The organism is Myroides sp. TSA_177.3 (assembly GCF_052691955.1).
In genome coordinates this window covers 123,873-145,563 of the sequence record NZ_JBQZGD010000006.1, presented here as the reverse complement: position 1 = coordinate 145,563, position 21,691 = coordinate 123,873, and the positions used below count along the sequence as shown (strand labels likewise).

Below are 21,691 nucleotides of genomic sequence, written 5' to 3'. Positions count from 1 at the left end.
GACGATGAAGCGTGTATTAGTTATTTACTATAGTCAATCCGGACAGTTAAAGCGGGTATTAGATCAATTGGTGAGTCCTCTCGTTCAGGATGAAGCTATTGATGTAACGTGGTATGATATTGAAATGGAGAAGCCATATGCTTTTCCTTGGAAGAAAGCAGCTTTCTTTGATGCCTTTCCAGAATCGTTCAAACAAATAGAACAACCCCTTATAGCGCCTTCTGAGGCTACTTTAACTGCTACATACGATTTAGTTATACTTGGTTACCAAGTATGGTATTTAACGCCTTCTATCCCTATTAATTCTTTCATGAAAAGCGATTATGCAAAACAACTGCTAGCCCATACACCTGTGGTAACAGTTAGTGGAAGTCGAAACATGTGGATCATGGCACAAGAAAAATTGAAAAAGCAAATTCAAGCCGTATCCGGTATATTGGTTGGCAATATTGCACTTGTGGATAGAAATATTAATTTAGTAAGCGTAATTACGATTGTTGACTGGATGTTCTCCGGAAAACAACGCAAGGTTTATGGAATATTACCAAAGCCAGGTATTACACCAGAAGAAATTTTGGCAAGTAAGCGATTTGGCGATACAATAAGAAAATATTTATATAGTACTAATTATCAAGGATTACAAGAAGAGTTAATTCAACAAGATGCAGTAGAAGTACGCCATTTTTTGGTGTCAATGGATCGAAAAGCCAATCGACTATTTGGGATTTGGTCTTCATTGATTTTGAAAAGTAGCCCACAACGAAGACCTTTTTTATTAAAGTGTTTCAATGTGTATTTATTCATTGCTATTTGGTTGATTTCACCAATTGTACATTTAATTCATATCCTTTTGTATCCTTTGAAATACAAGAAAATCCAACGCGATAAAGTGTATTTTCAAGGAATAAAGTAAACGTTATGGGAAGAGTTTTTATAACCAGAGCCGCAAAATTTTTACCCAATTCACCTGTTTCCAATGATGAAATGGAAGAAGTATTGGGAAAAATAGATCAACAAGCGTCTAAAGCACGTCGAATTGTGTTGAGAAATAACGGAATTCAGACGCGATATTACGCGCTGACAAAACAAGGAAAAATAACACATACAAATGCGCAATTGACGTTTGAAGCCATTCAAGCTTTATGTGATTCTCATTTTGCATTATCCCAAATTGAAGTACTATCCTGTGGAACTTCAACACCCGATAGTTTATTGCCGTCACACGCAGCTATGGTACACGGATTAATGAAAACGAAGTCGTTAGAATTGAATTCTTCCTCTGGTGTGTGTTGTTCAGGAATGAACGCCTTGAAATTTGGATTTTTATCAATCAAAGCAGATACAGCAGCAAATGCAGTTTGTACGGGTTCTGAACGCGTATCAACTTGGATGAAATCTGAGAAGTTTGAAGAGGAAGTAGCGAATTTAAAATGCTTAGAGGAAACTCCTATTATTGCGTTTAAAAAGGACTTTTTACGTTGGATGCTGTCCGATGGATGTGGAGCTTTCTTATTGGAAAATCAACCAAGAGGAGAAAGATCTGTTGAGATCTTGTGGATGGATTATTATTCGTATGCTTTTGAATTAGAAGCTTGCATGTATGCTGGTGGAGATAAATTAGCAGATGGAAGTATTAAGCCATGGAGTGATTATGCAGCACAGGAATGGCTAACGGAATCTGTATTCTCTTTGAAACAAGACGTCAAAATATTAAACGAAAATATTTTAGATAAAGGGGTTGAAAGTATGAAAGCTACCTTGGAAAAAAACAAGATCACAGTAGATGATATTGATTATTTTTTACCTCATGTATCTTCTCATTACTTTGTGGATGGTTTATATACCAAATTTGCCGAAGCGGGAATTGAAATTACCAAAGACAAATGGTTTATGAATCTAAAACACGTAGGAAATGTGGGTTCTGCTTCCATCTATTTGATGTTTGAAGAATTGATGAATTCAGGTCAGTTAAAATCAGGAGACCGCATTTTATTGTCTGTTCCTGAAAGTGGGCGATTTTCGTATGCGTACGCCTATTTAAAAGTAGTTTAGTTATGCAAAAAAAAGAATTGATAGCAAAAGAATTGGTGGGAACTTTAATTCCTCAACGTGCACCTATTGTTATGGTTGATGCGTTATATCAATTTGGAGATGATTTTATTGAAGCAGGTTTGTCTATTCAAAAGGATAACCTTTGTGTGGCCAATGAATACATGCAAGAACCAGGTATTATTGAGCATATGGCACAGGCGGTAGCGTTGCATACAGGTTATGCTTATTATTTAAAAGATAAAGCTGCACCAACAGGCTATATTGGATCGATAAAAAAGATAGAAATTACTCAATTGCCTAAAGTGGGAGATCAACTCATCACAAGAGCTCAAATTTTACACGAGTTTATGGGGGTTACCCTGGTAGAATTGACTACAACTTGTAATGATATCGTAATAGCAACAGGACAAATGAAAACAGTTCTGGCACAATCTTAATTTCTTATGGTCAATACTAAAGTAATTGAAATACAAAATTATTTGCCACATCGCGCTCCAATGCTGATGGTAGATATAATTACAGCAATCAATGCCGATAGTGTTGCTACCCGATTTAGAGTGACAGAAGACAATATTTTTGTAGAAAATAAGAGACTTTGTGAAGCTGGATTAATGGAAAATGCAGCTCAAACCTGTTCTGCAATTGTCGGGCAAACGTTCTTTTTTGATGAGAATCACCAAGAACGTTTAAATGTCAACGTACTGGGATTTATTAGTGCCATGAAAAAAGTCGAAATCTTGGGATTACCCCAAGTTAACGATGTTCTTTTTACCGAAGGCAAGCTAATTTCTCGTATGGATGGAGATGATTTTTCAATTTGCTTGATTGAGGTGATTACTCGCATAGAGACCCAAACTTTATTGAGAGCAGAGGTCAACCTTTTCTTACAAAAACAATAGTTATGAAAGAGTCTGAAGTACCACAAGATAAAAGTAGTTTACAGAATAATGACATTCAAGAATTGTGTTATGCCGTAAACGAAAAAGGAGAATATGTCACGGCGCTTAGCTCAGGTTGGGAGACCAAAACTATCGTGCAAGAAGCAACGTTAGAGGGAATCAATGCCCGCGTACAAGAAGCTAAAGCACAAGTAGCAGATGGTTTAGTTAGTCCTATCGTGTACTTTATGGAAGTAAATCGCATGGATTTACCTACGTTAAGTGCTTATGTTTCGCTTTGGAGATGGCGCGTAAAGCGACACTTCAAACCTCATGTTTTTAAAAAATTAAGTACGAAAGTACTACAAAAATATGCTGATGCCTTTGATATTTCCGTAGCGGAATTAAAAGCATTTAGCGGCAAATAAGATGAAGATAGATTTTGTACACAAACAGTCTGCCCATTGTGAAAATGGCGTAGCTTCAAATTTATTAAGTAACCAAGGTATTCAAATCAGTGAACCCATGGCTTTTGGCATTGGGTCAGGTTTGTTTTTTGTTTACTTGCCCTTTATCAAAGTAAATCATGCCCCAGCCATTAGTTATAGACCAATGCCTGGATTAATTTTTAATCGTTTAGCAAAGCGTTTGGGATTAAAAATAAAACGCATAAAATTCAACGATAAACAAAAAGCACAACGCGAACTCGAAGCAAAGATTGCACAGGGAATTCCTTGTGGTCTGCAAGTAGGTGTTTATCACCTACCCTATTTTCCCGAAGAATATCGCTTTCATTTTAATGCGCATAATCTTGTTGTTTATGGCAAAAATGAGGCTAACTTTTTGGTGAGTGACCCTGTCATGGCTACAACCACAGAATTAACGCCTAGTGAACTGGAAAAAGTGCGATTTGCTCAAGGAGCTTTTGCACCCAAAGGTCAGATTTATTACCCTATTGCCATTCCTCAACAATTGGATTGGGAAAAAGCCATTGTCAAAGCTATTAAAAAAACGTGTAATGATATGCTTGCTCCTGTGCCTATTGTTGGTGTACGCGGTATGCGTATGGTTGCCAAAGCTATTGTGAAATGGCCCAAAAAACACGGTGTACCTAAAGCCAATCACTTTTTAGCACAAATGGTGCGTATGCAAGAGGAAATTGGAACAGGTGGCGGTGGGTTCCGTTTTATCTATGCAGCTTTTCTTCAAGAAGCGGCTAAAAAGATCAATAAGCCCGTTTTAAACGAGTTTGCAACTGAAATGACATCCATAGGCGATGCATGGAGAGATTTTGCCGTAAATGCGGCCCGTGTGTATAAAAAGCGCAAAAACGGGGATGATGTGTACGTTAGTTTATCGAAAGAACTTCAAGTTTTAGCAGATAGAGAAGAACAATTCTTTAAAAAGCTCAAAAAAGCCTTGTAATGAAAGACATTGTCATTGACATACAACGATTATACAAACAATATAAAGGAGCGGATTTCTTTTCTATTGAAGATGTTTCCTTGCAAATTCACAAAGGGGATTTTATTGGTGTATTAGGCCCAAATGGAGCGGGTAAAACAACATTATTATCCATGCTGTATGGATTGATAAAGCCTACTTCGGGTTTGTTGCAAATTGAAGGAAAAACCTACCAACAAAACGAAAAAGAAATCAAGCGTATTATTGGGGTTGTTCCACAAGAATATGCCCTCTATCCTACCCTTTCCGCGCATGAAAATTTAATGTTCTTAGGGAGTATGTATGGGTTAAAAGGAAAAGAACTCAAACAAAAAGTTCAATACTATTTAGCCTATTTAGGTTTAGAAGCTTTTGCACATAAAAAAATTGACACCTTTTCAGGTGGAATGAAAAGACGAGTAAATCTCATTGCTGGTATTTTACATGAACCTGCTATTCTTTTCTTAGACGAACCAACTGTTGGGGTTGATTTACAATCTCGCTTGTTGATTGTTTCCTTTTTGAAAGAACTCAATGCCAAGGGAACAACAATTATCTATACCTCTCATCATTTGCATGAAGTACAGGAGTTGTGTACGTCTATTGCCATTATCAATACAGGAAAAGTATTTGCGTTGGGAACAAGTGAAGCTTTGATGGCACAAACGCAAACGGCAAATTTAGAAGAAGCGTTTTTGCAGTTAACCGGTATAAATTTGAAGGACAATGTATAAATTACTCATGACAATCCGCAAAGAGGTGAAACTGTTAGCTAGAGATTTAGGTGGTTTAGCGGTTCTATTCATTATGCCTGTGTTTTTGGTCATTGTAGTGACTTTAATTCAAAATAATACGTATGAAAATATAACCAATCAACGATTGAAATTATTGGTTATTGATCAAGATAAAGACGAAGTTTCTCAAGCAATCTTTGATGAGGTTCATGCATTGGGAAGCTTTGAAATAATCACCAGCTTACATGGAGAACCCTTGACGGAAGAACGAGCAGCAAATGCTGTTTTAAAAGGCGATTACCAATTAGCCATTGTGATTCCAAAACAGTTGACACAAGAGATTCAAAGCTATATTACGGCGAATGTAGAAGAAGTACTCCAATTAGGTGATGCTGTGGAACAACCGAAAGAAAAACCGTTATTTAAGCAAAAAGAAGTGGTCTTATATTTTGATCCAGCTTTGCAAATTGCATATAAAGAAGGCATAAAAGCAGCCATTGATCGGATAGTAACACAAACTGAAAATAAGTTTATCTATGGAGCCTTTGCTTCCCAATTAGACTTAGACAGTAACAGTACATTATTGAAACAAGAAGCACTTTTTGCTTTTAAAGAAATATCTCCCCTTGATTTACATAATGAAGTAAAACCGAATGCAGTACAACACAATGTACCCGCTTGGTCTTTATTTGCTATTTTCTTCATTATTGTGCCTTTTGCTATGAACTTAGTCAAAGAAAAAAATCAAGGAACTAAAGTGAGATTGTATACCGTTCCAACTGGTATGGGCATACTTTGGACAGGCAAAATTATAACGTATCTCGTGATTTGCTTGTTGCAATTTTATTTGATTTTAGGGGTGGGAAAATTTGTTTTTCCTTCCTTAGGTTTGTTACCTTTTACAATTGGTAGTCAATTGTTTAATCTAAGTGTATTGACCTTGTGTATTGGTTTATCTGCCATCTCATTGGGGGTTGTTTTTGGGACAATCGCTCGAACACAAGAACAATCCTCTCCTTTTGGGGCAACTTTTGTTGTTATCCTAGCAGCTGTGAGTGGCGTTTGGGTACCAACTTTTGCGATGCCTACCCTCATGCAGTATATTGCTAAAATATCACCGATGAATTGGGGATTGGAAGGGTACTATACCCTTTTGCTTAGACAAGGCAGTTTATGGGAAATTAGAAATGAGATTATTTTGCTACTTTTGTTTGCTTTAGTAATGATCTCAATAGCGTTGTTTTATGATAAGAAAAAAAGATCTTTATAAAGAAGTTTCCGAACTTACCGTTGAGGTAGAAACTAGAGTTCGATTCAACGAAACAGATGCTCTTGGAATTGTCTGGCATGGTAACTATTTAGTGTATTTTGAAGATGCAAGAGAAGCCTTTGGCAGAAAATATGGCATTTCCTATTTAGATATGTTACAAGCGGGGTATGTAACGCCAATTGTAGCCTCTTCTTGTGCGCATAAACTAACATTGAAATACGGAGATGTTATTCGTATTCAAGCCACCTATGTAGCAAGTCCTGCTGCAAAAATTATATTTAGATTTAAGATTTTAAACGAACAAGACCAAGTGGTTTGTACAGGGGAAACAACACAAGTTTTCCTAGATCAAGCTAATAACTTGTCGTTAGCAATACCGCCTTTCTATGAAGAATGGAAAGCTAAATTAGGATTGACAGAGGCATGAGAAAGGTTTATATCAATAAAGCAGAGTGTTTCAGTTCAATTGGATTTGGTCAAAGTCAAAATTGGAAAGCAATACAACAACAGCAATCAGGAATTAGAAAAATTGACCGATTAGGGGTTATGACTGATTTTTATGCAGGGCAAATTGCCGATGCATGGATTGCCGAACAAGAAGAAACCTTTGGTGGAGATATAACGGCATTTACCCGTTTTGAACGCTTGTTAATCAGTACACTAAAACCGATCCTACATCAAGAAGCGATTACAGCTAAAACCGCTTTGATTGTTTCTACAACAAAAGGAAATATTGCTGCTTTAGCAGAAGGAGAATTGGAAGAAGCGGATATCAATCTAGCAACACAACGTGTTGCTGATTTTTTTGGATTTACTTCCCAACCGATTGTCGTTTGTAATGCATGTGTTTCGGGTATTTTAGCCATTGCTGTTGCCAAACGACTAATTCAGATGGAACAATTCGATGATGCTTATGTTTTGGCAGGAGATGAATTAACACCTTTTGTTGTTTCAGGCTTTACTAGCTTTCAAGCAATGAGTGAGGAACCTTGTAAACCCTTTGATGCACATCGAAAAGGAGTAACTCTTGGCGAAGCAACCGCAGCCGTTTACCTCAGCACAACAGCGGTAAAAGGCGAATCATTTGAAATCATGGGTGAAGCGTCTATTGCAGATGCGAATCACATCTCTGGACCTTCCCGTACAGGAGAAGGGTTATTTTTAAGCATACAACAAGCTCTAAATGAAGCACAAGTCACTGTAGATCAAATCGACTGTATTTGTGCACATGGTACGGCTACGGCCTATAATGATGAAATGGAAGCTATTGCTTTTGACCGTTTGGGATTAGCGCATAAACCCATCCATAGTCAAAAGGGATATTTTGGTCATACTTTAGGCGCTGCTGGGTTGTTAGAAGTGGTGATGCTCATGCAAAGTATGAGACACAATGAATTAATTGTATCCAAGGGATTTGAGCAATTAGGCGTGTCAAGAACCGTGAATATCACGACTGAAAAAGAAAGTCAACCTTTGCAAATAGCCTTGAAAACGGCATCGGGGTTTGGAGGATCAAATACAGCATTAATACTCAGTAAAAAGTAGGTAGAAGATGAAGGAAGAAACTTTTTATATCACAGATTATTGCACAATTAAGGCGGGAAAAGTAGTCGTAAATGGCGAAGTCATTTTTACGGCACAAGTAGAGGAGTCTGCGGATTTAGCCCTATTCTTAAAGCGCATATACAAAGAAAAAACAATGGAATATCCTAAGTTTTTTAAAATGGATATGTTGAGTAAATTGGCTTTTATTGGTGCAGAAATGGTGTTGAAATCAGCAGCTATGGAACAACCTTCCTATGATACTGCGCTCTTTTTGAGTAATTCAACTTCGAGCTTGGATACAGATTTAAAACACAGCGCATCCATTGCTGATCCAGAAGCCTGTTACCCTAGTCCAGCTGTATTCGTTTATACCTTAGCGAATATTTGCTTGGCGGAAATAAGCATTAGACACCGCTTACAAGGGGAAAATGCCTTTTTTATGTCACCAACCTACGATACGGCAATGATGCATAACTATGCAACCTATGCCCTGCAAACGAAGCGCGCAGCAAAAGCAGTATGCGGTTGGGTTGATTATTTAAATGGAGAATATCAATTGGTCTTGTACACTGTTGAAAAACAAGGACAAGTACCTCATACAATAGAAAGTATTAAGCATTTATTTTAACTGAAATGGAAAATTTAAAAACAGAATTAAAAACGAAAATTATTGACGTTTTAAATCTTGAAGACATCGAAATCAACGATATTCAAGATACAGATCCACTATTTGGAGACGGATTAGGATTGGATTCGATTGATGCATTAGAATTAATCGTATTGATGGACAAAGACTACGGAATCAAATTAAGTGATCCGAAAGAAGGAAGAGCTATTTTTCAATCGATTGAAACAATGGCAGCGTATATTTCAGCAAATAGAACAAAATAAATATGCAAAATCGTATAGTCATTACGGGTATGGGAATCATTTCTGCAATTGGTCAAACCGTTGAAGAAAATTATCGTGCTTTACTCTCGCATCAAGTAGGTGTAGGGACTTTAACGTTGTTTGATTCCATTCACAAAGACAATATCAAAGTAGGTGAAGTCAAAAGCACTACAAAAGAATTGATTCAACGACTACATATACCCGAAGACAATAACTATACGAGAACGGCTTTGTTAGGTGTTTACGCAGCAAAACAAGCGGTAGAGCAAGCCGATATACAAGATATTAATGCTGTTCGTACAGGATTAATATCTTCTACTTCGGTGGGTGGAATGGATTTTATTGAACAATATTATCAATCCTTCCAAACCGATGCTGCAGTTCGAAAATACGTATCCAGTCAAGAAGCTGGAGATTCAACAGAGAAAATAGCTGATTACTTAGGATTACAAGGCTATGTTTCAACAATCAGTACAGCTTGTTCTTCTGCAGCGAATGCCTTGATGATGGGCTGTCGTATGATTAAAGCTGGAAAATTAGATCGCGTGATTGTAGGCGGAACGGATGCTTTATCCAAGTTTACCGTAAATGGTTTTAATACCTTAATGATTCTATCTGATACAGATAATACACCTTTTGATCAACATCGAAAAGGCTTGAATTTAGGTGAAGCAGCAGCTTATCTCGTTTTAGAACGAGAAGATATTGCCCTTGCGCGAAATCAAGCGATTTTAGGTGTGGTTGCTGGGTACGGGAATGCCAACGATGCTTACCATCAAACGGCTTCTTCGGAGGATGGTGAAGGAGCGTTTTTAGCCATGCAAAAAGCACTGACAATGGCAAATCTGGAAAAACAAGATATTGACTACATCAATGCACATGGAACAGCAACACCAAATAATGATTTATCAGAAGGAAGAGCGATTCAGCGTATTTTTGGATCTCAAGCTCCTGTATTTAGCTCTACTAAACCTTTTACAGGACATACATTAGCAGCAGCAGGTGCTATTGAAGCGGTTTACAGTATTTTATCCCTACAACACAATGTGGTCTTTGCTAATTTGAACCATTCCACACCCATGGAAGAGTTAACGCTTGTACCACAAAAAGAAACATTACATAAACCAATTCAGGCAGTTATGTCTAATTCTTTTGGATTTGGAGGAAATTGTTCAACGATTATTTTTACTAAAGCATAACAGATGAAAAAGGTATATATCAATGGGGTATCCTCTATTTCAATCCAAGAACAAACCCGTAATTTTACTGTTGAATCACTCAAAAAAATTGAGCAAGGGGCAAATGAAGCTCATCAACCTTCGTATAAAGATTTGATTGCTCCTGCTATGGTAAGAAGAATGGCAAAAGGAGTGAAAATGGGAATTTATACGGCTCATTTTGCTTTAGAAGAAGCCCAGGTTGACGTTCCACAAGCTATTATTACTGGAACGGGTTTAGGATGTTTAGTGGATTCAGAGAAATTCTTAGAATTGTTATTAGAAAATAACGAAAGTTATTTGACCCCTACGTCTTTCATTCAATCTACACATAATACTGTTGGCGGGCAAATTGCTCTGCATTTAGGGTGTAAAGGATATAATTTTACCTATGTTCATCAAAACAGTTCCTTTGAATCAGCATTACTCGATGGATTCTTGCAAATTAAAGCAGAAGAAGTAGACAATGCGTTAATAGGCGGTATTGATGAAGTAGGAAAAACAACCATACTCAATCAGCAAGCGGCTGAATTAGTCAATACGGCTGATACAGTTTTTGAAAAGGGAATTAATACAGGCGAAGGAGCTACTTTTGTTGTATTGGATCAACAAAAGACCGCAACGAGTTATGCTGAATTGGTTGATATACACATCAGCAATACAAAAACAGAAACCAGTTTAGCGGACTTTTTGAAACAAAATAGCCTGACTGCTAAAGATATCGATCTTGTCTTTGTTGGAAGTTGTGATTTACCTGTAGATCAACATTACTTCGATGAGGTATATAACACATGGAATCAAGAGGAAATTGTAACGTATAAAGAATATGTAGGGCACCATCATACAGCTTCGTCTTTTGGCTTATTGTTAGCTGCTGAGCGAATGAAAAAAGAAGAGGGAATCCATTATATTCTCCTTTACAATCAATTTCAGAACAAAGATTACAGTTTTATATTGCTGAAAAGATGTTGAGAAAAATAGTCCTTGGTCTAACCGTTGTATACATAGTTGTAGCGCTTTATTTGATAGTAAATAATAGCCTATCTCTTGTGTGGTTGCTACCAGGACTGCTATTTTTTATCGGGTTATTTAGTTGGGGTGTTTTTGATATCCGTTTGGGATTCTTTATTCCCGTAGTCTTTAAAAGCCCAAATCCTCAACCCAAAACTATTGCCCTCACCTTTGATGATGGGCCTACGCTACATACATTGGAAGTATTGGATTTGTTGCAGCAATATCAAGCGAAAGCCACTTTTTTTTGTATTGGTAAACAAATCGAACAACATCCAGCTATTGCACAACGAATCCTTGCCGAAGGGCACACAATTGGCAATCACAGCTATTCACATCCCAATACCATGGGATTTCTATCCACAGCAAAAGTCAAAGAAGAAATACAAAAATGCGATGCCGTGATGCAGGAGTTTCTCCACATCCAAACGCCTTTTTATCGACCACCTTTTGGAATTACCAATCCACATATTGCAAAAGCACTTTGTCAAACCAAACATCGGGTGATTGGTTGGAGTAATCGTTCACTAGATACTGTGATTGAGGATGAAAAAGCAATCTATAACCGCATTTACAAGCGAATAGACAAACAAACGATTGTACTCCTACACGATACAAGTGAGCGATCAGTAAAGGCCTTAGCAAGACTTTTAAAACAATTGCGGCAAGAGAAGTATAAAATAGTTAATTTAGTAGAGTTCTTAAACGAAGGAAAACAATGAAAAAATTAATCTTTACCGCTTTATTACTGGGAACAACTCTTACAGGGTTTAGCCAAGAAAAAGCCATGACAAGTGATGAAAAAAGCACATTCAAAAAGGAAGTTGTCAGCACGACTAAAGATATAAAAACCCTTTCGACCGATTTTGTACAGTACAAAAACATGAGTTTCATGTCCAAAGAAATTGAATCGAAAGGACAAATGCAATTGAGTATTCCCAATAAATTACTTTGGAAATACACCAGCCCTTTCGCTTATAGCATTGCCTTTGCAGATAATAAAATAACCATTAACGATCAAGGGAAAAAGAATAAAATAGATATTGGAAACAATAAAAAGTTTGCCAAAATCAACACCCTGATTGTTGGAAGTATCAGCGGCAATATGTTTGATGAAAAGGAATTTACCATTACGTATTTTAAGAATAAAAACAGACGTATTGCTAAATTAGTTCCGCTAAGTAAGGAAATTGCCCAATACATCAGTGAGATTGTTCTGTATTTTGACGAAGGACAGAACACCGTTTCAGAGGTGAAATTGATTGAACCATCAGCAGATTATACCCGTATTATATTCAGCAATAAAAAAATAAATAGCAAATTAGATGAAAAGGCTTTTACTAACTAGTTTAGTTGTTGTTTTGTTGTCTTCTTGTAAGAGCTACCATGGTCCTGTTGCAAATAAAGAAGACTACACAAAAGGCACGTATACAGTAGTCAATAACTATTTTGCTACCATTGGTGAAGAACACATCTTTCGCGCTCATATTCAAATCTTCAAAAAAGAAGTGAGCGGATTATTAGTGGTCAAGCGCATGGATGAACAAGTACACCGTGTTGTTTTGACTTCTGATTTCGGAAATACCCTCTTCGATTTCTCGATTTACAAAGACAAGCCTTATGCCATTAATTATGTAATGCCAGATCTAGATAAAAAGATAATTCTCAATTTTTTAGCTAAAGATTTTAGCTATTTAGTGGAAGATACCTATGCATTGAAGGCTAAAGCAACACAAGACAATACAACAGTTTATAGCGGAACATACAAAAAGAAAAAAACCTTTGTGGTAGTCAATCAACAAGAAGATGTTACAACCGTAATTGCGGCAAATGCCAGAAAACCAAAAATTGTATTTAGCTATGCAACAAAAGAAGGAGAAGTATTGGAAATAAAACACGAAAACTTCCCTTTAGAAATTCAGCTAACACCATTAGAAAACTAATATATAACGTATGATTAAAAAATTACTATTCATTTCTTGTCTAGCTGTAGGGATTACTTTTAGTTCTTATGCACAAAAGAGAAAATGGTTTACACCTGGAGTTAGAGGTGGGATTAGTTTATCCACGTTGACGAGTATTGAATCAGATTATAAAGCGGATTTTTATATTGGAGTACAACTTCCGATTCACTTGTCTTCGTTTTATTCTCTACAACCCGAATTAAACTACACACGGCAAGGAGCAAAAAATGCAAATTTCTATGGTGGTGAAACATTTTCTTGGAGTAATTCTCATACGAAGAGTGCTGGAACGACTACAGTGGATTTGTCGTATATTGATGTGAATGTTATCAATAAATTTCGATTTAAAAAATTCAATTTACATATTGGTCCTGGTTTAGCCTTTTTATTGGAAGGAAGTAAATATACAGATGCAAATGTTGATTTAACCCTCAATTTTGGAGCTGGGTATAAAGTTACAGAGCGATTAGAAATAGAAGCAAGATGGAGAACAGGGTTACTTTCTATTGTAGATGATTATGGATATTGGAACCAAAATAATTATTATAAAAGACAAGGAGATGATGTTTTAAACTCAACTTTTCAAGTTGGTGCGACTTTTACCTTTTAAAGGTAGGAATATAATTACCTTCCCTTATTAATAAAACGAAATAACCTATAAATTATGATTAAAAAATTACTATTCATTTCTTGTCTAGCTGTTGGGATTACAGCTAGTTCTTATGCACAAAAAAAATTTACCCCTGGAATTAGAGGTGGATTAAGTTTATCAACTATCTCCAATGCGGATGCTGATTATAAAGCAGGTTTTTATGTGGGTTTACAATTTCCAATTCACATAGCGAAGTTTTATACGCTACAACCGGAGTTGAATTATACCATGCAAGGGGCTAAAAATGCCAATTTAGAATACATTAGGAATTCTAGTTGGAATAACAGTTGGCATAATGAAAATAACTATGCACAATCAGAAGATGTAAACTTGGCTTACATAGATATCAACGTAATTAATAAATTCCGTTTTAATAAATTCAATGTTCATGTTGGTCCAGGATTGGCAATCATGACACAAGGAAGAAGTAAAACAGACTTTTATGGCGATTTAACGCTGAATTTAGGAGTGGGGTATCAACTTACAGAACAACTGGGTGTAGAAGCAAGATGGAGACAAGGTGTTATTCGCGTGGTAGATAAAGATGAATACTTCTGGGACAACTATTGGTACGATAACGACAGTTTTAACTCAAGTTTCCAAATTGGATTGACATTTACCTTCTAAACAAAAGGCTAAAAATAGGACTCTCTTTCTTAATTGATAGAGAGTTTTTTGTTTGCATATTGTAATGTTAAAACCATTTACATCAATACGAACGGTTTTTCCATAACTATATGTATTTTTTAATTAGTTTTGTGAAATTAAAAATGCAATCTGATATTTTATGTTGATAAAGGATTTTTATCGTGTACTTTCAATTCAAAATGTAGAAACTGGATATCAAGCTAATATTGAGTTGAATAAAGATCATGCTGTGTTTGAAGGACATTTTCCAGATAATCCAGTAATGCCTGGAGTCTGTATGATACAGATTATCAAAGAATTGGTGGAAGAAATAACGAGCAAAACGCTTTTCATGCAACAAGTATCAAATGTGAAATTCATGACGCTGATTAATCCACAAGTAGATCATACTTTGGTAGTGAATTTCTCAGTAGAAGAAAAAGAAGACCTGATAAAGGTGAAAAGCAGTATTAGCTTTCAAGATACAATAGCGCTCAAAATGAGCAGTGTATACACTCAAAAATAGATAAAATATGAAGGTAGCTTTGATTTGGTTCGTCAGTTTTATTAGCTTTTTTCAAGTTTCAACAACTGATTTAAGTAAGAGTTTTCAGCAAGCGAGTCTGTCTGCTGAACAAGCACAAGCTTTTTATGAAAAAGCATTGACGATTAAGACAACAGATGAATCAGCTACACTTTATAAAGGAGCTGCCTTGGTTACTTTGGCTAAATTTGAAAAGAAAATCAAAGTAAAAAAGGATTTGGTAAAGGAAGGCGCTTTACTGATTGAAGCAGCGATCGAAAAAGAACCTGCAAATGTTGAATTTCGATTGGTTCGCTTAATTATCCAAGAGAATACACCCAAAATTGTAGGATATTACAAGAATATTGACAGTGATAAAAATATGCTTATCAAGCAGTACAGCCAACAAACAACAGCATTGAAAAAGTGGATTAAATCCTATGCTGAACAATCGAAAGCCTTTACTGCTGATGACCGGAATAAATTGCTTTAACAAGCACAACGATGACAACACAAAATCTTGCAACCTATACGACTAAGCTAAAAGAATGGGGTATTTGCATCTTAATCCCCACTTATAATAACCATAAAACGTTACAACGTGTTTTAGATGGCGTGTTAGCGTATACAACTGATGTTATTGTTGTCAATGATGGTTCTACAGCTGAAACAGCTCTTATTTTAGATGCATATCAGCACCAAATTACGCTTATTCACCTCCCTGAAAACCGTGGAAAAGGAAATGCCTTGCGAATAGGATTTGCACAAGCACAAGCCTTAGGATACTCTTATGCGATTACTATTGATTCTGATGGGCAACACTACCCTTCTGATATTCCTGTTTTTGTTGATGCGCTAGAAGAATCAAAAAATAAAGAATTATTGTTGATTGGTTCAAGAAATATGAATCAAGATGGTGTTCCTAAAAAAAGTAGTTTCGGCAATAAATTTTCTAACTTTTGGTTTTGGTTTGAGACGGGAATATCTCTTTCAGATACACAATCAGGATATCGTTTGTATCCTTTAAATAAGTTGGCGAAAAAGTATTACACGCGCAAGTTTGAATTTGAAATAGAAGTAATTGTTCGAGCAGCTTGGAATGATGTTGAGGTAAAAAATGTACCCGTACAAGTTTTATACGACAGCAGTGAACGAGTGTCTCACTTTAGACCTTTCAAAGATTTTACTCGAATCAGTATTCTAAATACCCTATTGGTTTGTATTACGTTGCTGTACATCATCCCTAGAAACTTTCTCCGTAGCTTCAAAAAAAAAAGCTTTAAAGCCTTTATAACAGAAGATATTCTAGGAAGTAATGATACGGCTTCAGTCAAAGCGTTGTCGATTGGATTGGGGACCTTTATAGGGTTATCTCCACTTTGGGGATTACACTCTTTCCTCGCGATATTTTTAGCGATTACGTTTCGATTGAATAAGGTTTTAGCGTTTGCTTTCTCCAATGTCAGTATACCTCCAATGATTCCCCTTATTGTCTATGCCTCGCTGCAATTAGGCTATTACATGGTTCCGCATGGCAGTCAGCATATTTTGATAAGCGAATACAGCTTTGCGGCCATATCAGAGCATTTATGGCAATATATTTTAGGTAGCTTTGCACTCGCTGTGATGACTAGCTTTTGTTTGGGATCCATCAGTTTCTTTTTAATCTCAATCGCTCAAAAACAGAAAAATTAAAAATGGCAAATTGGTTTTATAAAATATATCAATGGGGGGAGAAAAATAAACTATTATTTTTCATCAGCGTTGTGCTGTTTATCAGCTGTATGGCCTTTGGAGCATGGAATATTAAATTTGAAGAAGATATTACGCGTATATTACCCAAAAGCGAGAAGTCCAATGTAACTGCAAAAGTATTGGAACAATTGCGCTTCTCGGATAAGATTACCGTCATCATTGAAAAACAAAAAGGAGGTACAACTGATGATATGGTTGAATTAGCATCCCATTTGTTTGACACTTTAGCAACAAAAGAAGCCTATATTAAACATATTCAAGGTAAAATAGAGGATGAAAATATCAATGAAACCATTGCTTTTGTCTACCAAAATTTGCCTTTATTTCTAGATGAAGCGGATTATCAAGAATTAGAACAAAAAATACAGCTAGACAGTGTTGCTCAAACCGTAGAAGCAAACTATAAAACCTTAGTTTCACCAACGAGTTTAGTCGCCAAGCAATTCATTCAAAAGGACCCTTTTGGCATAGGTTTTATCGCCTTAAAGAAATTGCAAAAACTAAATATTGGTGATGGGTTTCAATTAATCGATGGTTTTTTATTCAACAAAGAAGAGGATAAATTGTTGTTGTTTATTGATCCCGTTTACAGTGGGAGTGATACCGCACACAATACCGATTTTATAGCCTTTTTAAACGGAATAAAAGAAGAATTTAACTACAAACAAGAGCAAGTTACGATAGATTATTTTGGTGCTTCTTTTGTAGCCGTTGCCAATGCAACGCAAATTAAAAGCGATATTCAGCAAACTGTAGCAATCTCCATCACTGTTTTGATGCTTTTGCTCATTGCTTTTTATAGACGAATAACAATTCCTGTTATTCTCTTTATTCCCACTTTTATTAGCGCGCTAGTTGCCTTGTTCTTTTTGTATTTTATGACAGATGCTATCTCGGCTATTTCCTTGAGTATTGGTGCGATATTAATTGGAATTACTATTGACTATGCCCTGCATATCATGACGCATTACAAACATTGCAATGATATTAAAGTGCTATATCAAGAAATTACAAATCCTATTATGATGAGTGCCTCTACAACAGCTATTGCCTTCTTATGCTTGGTTTTTGTACACTCTGAAGCATTGAGAGATTTAGGTGTTTTTGCATCCATTACGGTAATGGGAGCTGGAATCATCTCACTTTTATTGATTCCGCACTTATATAAACCTTCAGCGAAAGACAGACTCAATCAGTCAAGTTCTCTTTTAGATACAATAGCTCACTTTCCTTTTGATCAAAGCAAAGTATTGCTTGGGCTATGTGGATTGATCATACTTATCAGTCTATTTACGTTTAAAAACGTCAAATTTAATAGCGATTTGTCTTCGTTGAATTACTTCCCAGAAGAATTAAAACAAGCGGAACAAAAACTAGAATCAACGGTTGACAGTGGCTCAAAATCACTGTATTTAACGTGTTTTGGAGAGGATATCGAACAAGTCGTGGAGCAAAATGTAGCATTGGCGAAGCAATTGGAACAAGCCAAAGCGAAAGGAGAGATTTTACACTTTAGTTCTTTGGGTGATTTTGTATTATCAACCCAACAACAACGTGCCAAAATTGCCCAATGGGAGCATTTCTGGTCAAAAAAGAAGGCCAACCAATTCATTGAACAATTCAAATACGAAGGAGCAAAATACGGTTTTAACGAAACAGCATATCAGCCCTTTTTTGCCTTGTTGAATAACAAGTTTGAACCCATTGGAATTAAAGACTATTCCGACTTAAATCCACAGATTATAGATGAGTTTTTAATCGAGAAAAATGGACATTATACCCTCAGCACGGTAGTCAAATTACCAGAAGAACACAGACAAGCTTTCATGGAACAATTTCCTTCTTCTGATCATTTTATTGTGATTGATCGAAAAGAAATGAATGAAACATTTTTAGGGAATATTGTCAACGATTTTAATGACTTAGTCAATTATTCCTTTTTAGCAGTATTTGCTATCTTATGGCTGTTCTTTAGAAGAATTGAATTGGTTATTGTCTCTATGATTCCCATTGTCGTTACGGGTTTAATCACAGCGGGATTGATGGGGTTATTCCATATTGAATTCAATATTTTTAGTACCATCGTGTGTACCATTATTTTTGGACAAGGTGTTGATTTTACTATTTTCATTACCAATGCCCTGCAGAAAGAATATACCACAGGAGAAGAAAGTATGCCAACCTATCGTGCTTCTATTATTTTAGCCGTATTGACTACTTTATTAGCCGTTGGAACATTGGTATTTGCAAAACATCCTGCATTGAAATCAATTTCTTTTGTTTCCATTATCGGAATGAGTGTTGCAGCAATCAATGCCTTTGTCATTTATCCGCGTCTGTTTAAAATATGTTTTGTCAACAGACAACAGAGAGGCAATTCGCCAATTACGTTGCGTTTGTTGTTACACAGCATGGTGTCTTTCCTATACTTTGGAGTATTTGGATTTTTGTATTCGATGCTGTCTAAAGTATTTCTACTAGTAGCCCCTGGTAAAGAACGAACCAAATTGCGTATGTTCAGCAAGGGAATGCATTGGTATATGACCTCTGTTTTGTATTTGAATGCTCTTGTGCGTAAAAAAGTGCGAAACCCACATAAGGAAACCTTTGAAAAACCAGCAATTATAATTGCCAATCACACCTCTTTTTTAGATTCGTTAGTGATGGGGATGGTTTATCCTAATGTAGTATATCTTGTCAACGATTGGGTGTATAAATCCCCTATCTTCGGAAAGGCTATTCAGTCCGCAGGTTTTTATCGCGTTTCTGAAGGTGTAGATAACAGCATTGATCACCTAAAGAAAAGAGTAGAAATGGGCTTTTCTTTAATGATTTTTCCAGAAGGTACCCGTTCGCATTCCAATGCGGTGCAACGCTTCCATAAAGGTGCTTTTTTCTTAGCCGAAACCCTGCAATTAGATGTTGTACCGGTTTATATTCACGGTAATTCAGAAACTATACCCAAAGGGGATTATATCATCTACGATGGGCATATTATAGCCACTGTTGGCAAGCGAATTTCGCATAATGATGCTTCATTTGGTACTACCTATGCACAGCGAACAAAAGCCATTAGTAAGCATTTTAAAGCTGAATTTGCCCAAATAAGAACAGAACTAGAAGATGTAGACTACTTTAAGAAAAAAGTATTCTGGGCGTATCTATATAAGTTTCCTTATGTAGTGAAAGCAGTCAAAGCGGATTATAAAGAATACCGTAAATTCTACTTTGAAGTAAATCAACACTTGCCTTCAGAAGGAGGTATTCATCATATTGCGGATGATTATGGACAATTGAATATGCTCCTGACCTTGCAACAAAGCAAGCGAAAAATATACAGCTATATTGCAGATAAAGAACACCGCGAGGTAGCCAATACACTTTATATTGTTAAGAAAAGGAAGATCCACTACGGGGATACTTTAGATGTACAAAGTAAATGTGATACACTCTTACTGAGTAGTGCAAACACCGCGTTAACCACTGATTTTATTACGCATTATCAGACTATCATTGTACTGAAAAAAGCAGGAGTGCTGCTAGAAGCATATGAAGGATTTACAAAAATAACGGAAGACAACTACGTTGTCGTTTGGAATAAGGTACACGATGGAAAATAAATATGATGTAGTCATTATTGGAAGTGGAATTGGCGGATTGGCCTCTGCAGTTATTCTTGCCAAAGAAGGCAAGAAAGTATGCGTATTGGAAAAAAACAACCAATATGGAGGTAATCTACAGACTTTTTCAAGAGAGAAATCCATTTTCGATACGGGCGTACACTATATTGGAGGATTAGAGAAAGGACAGAATTTATACAAGTACTTTTCTTACTTGGGTATCATGGATAAGCTAAAATTGAAGCAAATGGACCTCAACGGGTATGATTTGATTTCTTTTGGCGACGACATGATTCAGTATCCTCACGGACAAGGATATGAAAACTTTGTACAGCAATTATTGGTTCATTTTCCAGAGGAAGAACCAGCTTTGCGTCAATACATTGAGAAAATCCAAGCGATTTGCAATAGTTTTCCCATGTATAATTTAGAGCAAGGAACTGGCTATAACGATCAAATTGTATCCTATAAATTAGATGATTTCCTAAATGAAATTACAACCAATGAACGCTTAAAAGCGGTACTAGTGGGGTCTAATTTTCTCTACGTAGCCAACAAAGAAAAAACACCACTCTATGTCCATGCGTTGACTGTGAATTCGTATATTCAAAGTGCATGGCGTTGTATCAATGGCGGGAGTCAAATTAGTAAATTACTCATTGCCGAATTAAAACAATATGGTGGTGAGGTTTATAAAAATACAGAAGTGGTAGATTTTGAATTTGATGGAGAGCGAATTACGAGTTGTAAAACCAAAGAAGGCAAAGTTTTTATAGGAGAACAATTCATCTCCAATATCAATTTGAAACAAACCATTAGAATGGTGGGGCCTAATCATTTTTCGAAACCTTTTGTCAAGCGCATCATGAGCTTGGAAGAAGTAACATCTGTTTTTTCCCTGTATATTGTTTTTAAAAAAGACCAATTCCCTTATTATAACAACAATATTTACCATTATAACAGTACAGCTGATATTTGGGATACCAATGGAAAATGCAAGGCAAATTGGCCCAATTTAGTTGTGGCTTTGATGAATGCAAATAAGACAGAACAAAGGTTCGCTGATAGCATGACGGCAATGACTTATATGGATTTTTCCGAAGTAGAACCTTGGGAACAAACCCATAATGTATCCACCATCAAAGCGTTGAAACAACGAGAGGAATCGTATGAGCAATTTAAAGCAGAAAAAGCAGAATTGATTATTCAAAAGCTCGAAAAAATATACCCCGGAATTCGTGAGGCTATCCAAGGAATATATACCTCAACTCCACTAACCTATCGCGATTTTATCGGATCAGAAAAGGGAAATATGTATGGATTCATTAAGGATGCGAATAGCCCAATGAAAACGTTTATTTCACCGCGCTCCAAAATAGGCAACTTGTTCTTCAGTGGACAAAATGTGCGAATGCACGGAATTATGGGGGTAACAATCGGTGCCTATGTAACCTGTATGGAAATGATTGATAGGGATATTTTAATGCAAAAATTAAATCAATATTGAGA

At 36.3% G+C, this 21,691-nt stretch carries 24 protein-coding genes; all 24 read left to right on the top strand.

Annotated features, from left to right (window positions below; genetic code table 11):
* The first annotated feature begins 4 nt into the window (after positions 1-4).
* The 24 genes from ACUTSE_RS08280 (at position 5) to ACUTSE_RS08165 (ending at position 21,689) form a co-directional block, all read left to right on the top strand.
* On the top strand, positions 5-913 hold the full coding sequence (locus tag ACUTSE_RS08280) for a flavodoxin (RefSeq protein ID WP_445639868.1): 909 nt from the start codon (positions 5-7) through the stop codon (positions 911-913).
* Between the two features lie 5 nt (positions 914-918).
* Positions 919-2,052 (top strand): beta-ketoacyl-ACP synthase III, encoded by a 1,134-nt coding sequence (locus ACUTSE_RS08275; RefSeq protein WP_445639867.1) that lies wholly within the window; start codon positions 919-921, stop codon positions 2,050-2,052.
* 2 nt (positions 2,053-2,054) lie between these two features.
* On the top strand, positions 2,055-2,489 hold the full coding sequence (locus ACUTSE_RS08270; protein ID WP_115092090.1) for a hypothetical protein: 435 nt from the start codon (positions 2,055-2,057) through the stop codon (positions 2,487-2,489).
* A 6-nt stretch (positions 2,490-2,495) separates the two neighbouring features.
* Positions 2,496-2,951 carry an ABC transporter permease gene (locus ACUTSE_RS08265; protein WP_445639866.1) on the top strand — a complete coding sequence of 152 codons (456 nt, stop codon included), beginning with the start codon at positions 2,496-2,498 and terminating at the stop codon, positions 2,949-2,951.
* 2 nt (positions 2,952-2,953) lie between these two features.
* Positions 2,954-3,358 (top strand): hypothetical protein, encoded by a 405-nt coding sequence (locus ACUTSE_RS08260; RefSeq protein ID WP_445639865.1) that lies wholly within the window; start codon positions 2,954-2,956, stop codon positions 3,356-3,358.
* Position 3,359: 1 nt separating this feature from the next.
* Positions 3,360-4,355: a BtrH N-terminal domain-containing protein gene (locus ACUTSE_RS08255; RefSeq protein WP_445639864.1), complete on the top strand. Its 996-nt coding sequence runs from the start codon at positions 3,360-3,362 to the stop codon at positions 4,353-4,355.
* Positions 4,355-5,107, top strand: coding sequence for an ABC transporter ATP-binding protein (locus ACUTSE_RS08250; RefSeq protein WP_002988598.1), 753 nt, complete (start codon positions 4,355-4,357; stop codon positions 5,105-5,107). Before ACUTSE_RS08255 ends, ACUTSE_RS08250 begins: the two co-directional genes overlap by 1 nt.
* On the top strand, positions 5,100-6,377 hold the full coding sequence (locus ACUTSE_RS08245; protein WP_445639863.1) for an ABC transporter permease: 1,278 nt from the start codon (positions 5,100-5,102) through the stop codon (positions 6,375-6,377). The genes ACUTSE_RS08250 and ACUTSE_RS08245 overlap by 8 nt, the downstream gene beginning before the upstream one ends.
* Positions 6,352-6,804: an acyl-CoA thioesterase gene (locus ACUTSE_RS08240; RefSeq protein WP_002988595.1), complete on the top strand. Its 453-nt coding sequence runs from the start codon at positions 6,352-6,354 to the stop codon at positions 6,802-6,804. The genes ACUTSE_RS08245 and ACUTSE_RS08240 overlap by 26 nt, the downstream gene beginning before the upstream one ends.
* Positions 6,801-7,922, top strand: a complete 1,122-nt coding sequence (locus ACUTSE_RS08235; RefSeq protein WP_445639862.1) for a beta-ketoacyl-[acyl-carrier-protein] synthase family protein — start codon at positions 6,801-6,803, stop codon at positions 7,920-7,922. The genes ACUTSE_RS08240 and ACUTSE_RS08235 overlap by 4 nt, the downstream gene beginning before the upstream one ends.
* 7 nt (positions 7,923-7,929) lie before the next feature.
* Positions 7,930-8,550 (top strand): 3-oxoacyl-ACP synthase, encoded by a 621-nt coding sequence (locus ACUTSE_RS08230; RefSeq protein WP_445639861.1) that lies wholly within the window; start codon positions 7,930-7,932, stop codon positions 8,548-8,550.
* Positions 8,551-8,555: 5 nt separating this feature from the next.
* On the top strand, positions 8,556-8,813 hold the full coding sequence (locus ACUTSE_RS08225) for a phosphopantetheine-binding protein (protein WP_002988585.1): 258 nt from the start codon (positions 8,556-8,558) through the stop codon (positions 8,811-8,813).
* A gap of 2 nt (positions 8,814-8,815) precedes the next feature.
* Positions 8,816-10,012: a beta-ketoacyl-[acyl-carrier-protein] synthase family protein gene (locus tag ACUTSE_RS08220; protein WP_445639860.1), complete on the top strand. Its 1,197-nt coding sequence runs from the start codon at positions 8,816-8,818 to the stop codon at positions 10,010-10,012.
* 3 nt (positions 10,013-10,015) lie between these two features.
* Positions 10,016-11,002: a beta-ketoacyl synthase N-terminal-like domain-containing protein gene (locus ACUTSE_RS08215; RefSeq protein ID WP_445639859.1), complete on the top strand. Its 987-nt coding sequence runs from the start codon at positions 10,016-10,018 to the stop codon at positions 11,000-11,002.
* A complete protein-coding gene (locus tag ACUTSE_RS08210) occupies positions 10,996-11,763 on the top strand; it encodes a polysaccharide deacetylase family protein (RefSeq protein WP_445639858.1) in 768 nt (255 codons plus the stop codon). Before ACUTSE_RS08215 ends, ACUTSE_RS08210 begins: the two co-directional genes overlap by 7 nt.
* Positions 11,760-12,389 carry an outer membrane lipoprotein carrier protein LolA gene (locus ACUTSE_RS08205; RefSeq protein WP_445639857.1) on the top strand — a complete coding sequence of 210 codons (630 nt, stop codon included), beginning with the start codon at positions 11,760-11,762 and terminating at the stop codon, positions 12,387-12,389. The genes ACUTSE_RS08210 and ACUTSE_RS08205 overlap by 4 nt, the downstream gene beginning before the upstream one ends.
* On the top strand, positions 12,367-12,984 hold the full coding sequence (locus ACUTSE_RS08200) for a hypothetical protein (RefSeq protein ID WP_445639856.1): 618 nt from the start codon (positions 12,367-12,369) through the stop codon (positions 12,982-12,984). Before ACUTSE_RS08205 ends, ACUTSE_RS08200 begins: the two co-directional genes overlap by 23 nt.
* Before the next feature lie 10 nt (positions 12,985-12,994).
* Complete coding sequence (locus ACUTSE_RS08195) at positions 12,995-13,615, top strand: outer membrane beta-barrel protein (protein WP_445639855.1); 621 nt, start codon at positions 12,995-12,997, stop codon at positions 13,613-13,615.
* Between the two features lie 54 nt (positions 13,616-13,669).
* A complete protein-coding gene (locus ACUTSE_RS08190; protein ID WP_445639854.1) occupies positions 13,670-14,284 on the top strand; it encodes an outer membrane beta-barrel protein in 615 nt (204 codons plus the stop codon).
* A 160-nt stretch (positions 14,285-14,444) separates the two neighbouring features.
* Positions 14,445-14,810: a 3-hydroxyacyl-ACP dehydratase gene (locus tag ACUTSE_RS08185; RefSeq protein ID WP_002988575.1), complete on the top strand. Its 366-nt coding sequence runs from the start codon at positions 14,445-14,447 to the stop codon at positions 14,808-14,810.
* 7 nt (positions 14,811-14,817) lie between these two features.
* Positions 14,818-15,300, top strand: a complete 483-nt coding sequence (locus tag ACUTSE_RS08180) for a hypothetical protein (protein ID WP_002988573.1) — start codon at positions 14,818-14,820, stop codon at positions 15,298-15,300.
* Between the two features lie 11 nt (positions 15,301-15,311).
* The gene (locus ACUTSE_RS08175; RefSeq protein WP_445639853.1) at positions 15,312-16,502 is read left to right on the top strand and encodes a DUF2062 domain-containing protein; all 1,191 of its coding nucleotides are present in this window, start codon (positions 15,312-15,314) and stop codon (positions 16,500-16,502) included.
* 2 nt (positions 16,503-16,504) lie between these two features.
* A complete protein-coding gene (locus tag ACUTSE_RS08170; RefSeq protein ID WP_445639852.1) occupies positions 16,505-20,182 on the top strand; it encodes a 1-acyl-sn-glycerol-3-phosphate acyltransferase in 3,678 nt (1,225 codons plus the stop codon).
* Positions 20,172-21,689: a phytoene desaturase family protein gene (locus tag ACUTSE_RS08165; protein ID WP_445639851.1), complete on the top strand. Its 1,518-nt coding sequence runs from the start codon at positions 20,172-20,174 to the stop codon at positions 21,687-21,689. The genes ACUTSE_RS08170 and ACUTSE_RS08165 overlap by 11 nt, the downstream gene beginning before the upstream one ends.
* Positions 21,690-21,691: the final 2 nt, after the last annotated feature.

Bases quoted from the DNA above. Each gene is read 5' to 3' on its own strand.
- ACUTSE_RS08280 (WP_445639868.1), top strand. From the start codon at position 5: ATGAAGCGTGTATTAGTTATTTACTATAGTCAATCCGGACAGTTAAAG.
- ACUTSE_RS08275 (WP_445639867.1), top strand. From the start codon at position 919: ATGGGAAGAGTTTTTATAACCAGAGCCGCAAAATTTTTACCCAATTCA.
- ACUTSE_RS08270 (WP_115092090.1), top strand. From the start codon at position 2,055: ATGCAAAAAAAAGAATTGATAGCAAAAGAATTGGTGGGAACTTTAATT.
- ACUTSE_RS08265 (WP_445639866.1), top strand. From the start codon at position 2,496: ATGGTCAATACTAAAGTAATTGAAATACAAAATTATTTGCCACATCGC.
- ACUTSE_RS08260 (WP_445639865.1), top strand. From the start codon at position 2,954: ATGAAAGAGTCTGAAGTACCACAAGATAAAAGTAGTTTACAGAATAAT.
- ACUTSE_RS08255 (WP_445639864.1), top strand. From the start codon at position 3,360: ATGAAGATAGATTTTGTACACAAACAGTCTGCCCATTGTGAAAATGGC.
- ACUTSE_RS08250 (WP_002988598.1), top strand. From the start codon at position 4,355: ATGAAAGACATTGTCATTGACATACAACGATTATACAAACAATATAAA.
- ACUTSE_RS08245 (WP_445639863.1), top strand. From the start codon at position 5,100: ATGTATAAATTACTCATGACAATCCGCAAAGAGGTGAAACTGTTAGCT.
- ACUTSE_RS08240 (WP_002988595.1), top strand. From the start codon at position 6,352: ATGATAAGAAAAAAAGATCTTTATAAAGAAGTTTCCGAACTTACCGTT.
- ACUTSE_RS08235 (WP_445639862.1), top strand. From the start codon at position 6,801: ATGAGAAAGGTTTATATCAATAAAGCAGAGTGTTTCAGTTCAATTGGA.
- ACUTSE_RS08230 (WP_445639861.1), top strand. From the start codon at position 7,930: ATGAAGGAAGAAACTTTTTATATCACAGATTATTGCACAATTAAGGCG.
- ACUTSE_RS08225 (WP_002988585.1), top strand. From the start codon at position 8,556: ATGGAAAATTTAAAAACAGAATTAAAAACGAAAATTATTGACGTTTTA.
- ACUTSE_RS08220 (WP_445639860.1), top strand. From the start codon at position 8,816: ATGCAAAATCGTATAGTCATTACGGGTATGGGAATCATTTCTGCAATT.
- ACUTSE_RS08215 (WP_445639859.1), top strand. From the start codon at position 10,016: ATGAAAAAGGTATATATCAATGGGGTATCCTCTATTTCAATCCAAGAA.
- ACUTSE_RS08210 (WP_445639858.1), top strand. From the start codon at position 10,996: ATGTTGAGAAAAATAGTCCTTGGTCTAACCGTTGTATACATAGTTGTA.
- ACUTSE_RS08205 (WP_445639857.1), top strand. From the start codon at position 11,760: ATGAAAAAATTAATCTTTACCGCTTTATTACTGGGAACAACTCTTACA.
- ACUTSE_RS08200 (WP_445639856.1), top strand. From the start codon at position 12,367: ATGAAAAGGCTTTTACTAACTAGTTTAGTTGTTGTTTTGTTGTCTTCT.
- ACUTSE_RS08195 (WP_445639855.1), top strand. From the start codon at position 12,995: ATGATTAAAAAATTACTATTCATTTCTTGTCTAGCTGTAGGGATTACT.
- ACUTSE_RS08190 (WP_445639854.1), top strand. From the start codon at position 13,670: ATGATTAAAAAATTACTATTCATTTCTTGTCTAGCTGTTGGGATTACA.
- ACUTSE_RS08185 (WP_002988575.1), top strand. From the start codon at position 14,445: ATGTTGATAAAGGATTTTTATCGTGTACTTTCAATTCAAAATGTAGAA.
- ACUTSE_RS08180 (WP_002988573.1), top strand. From the start codon at position 14,818: ATGAAGGTAGCTTTGATTTGGTTCGTCAGTTTTATTAGCTTTTTTCAA.
- ACUTSE_RS08175 (WP_445639853.1), top strand. From the start codon at position 15,312: ATGACAACACAAAATCTTGCAACCTATACGACTAAGCTAAAAGAATGG.
- ACUTSE_RS08170 (WP_445639852.1), top strand. From the start codon at position 16,505: ATGGCAAATTGGTTTTATAAAATATATCAATGGGGGGAGAAAAATAAA.
- ACUTSE_RS08165 (WP_445639851.1), top strand. From the start codon at position 20,172: ATGGAAAATAAATATGATGTAGTCATTATTGGAAGTGGAATTGGCGGA.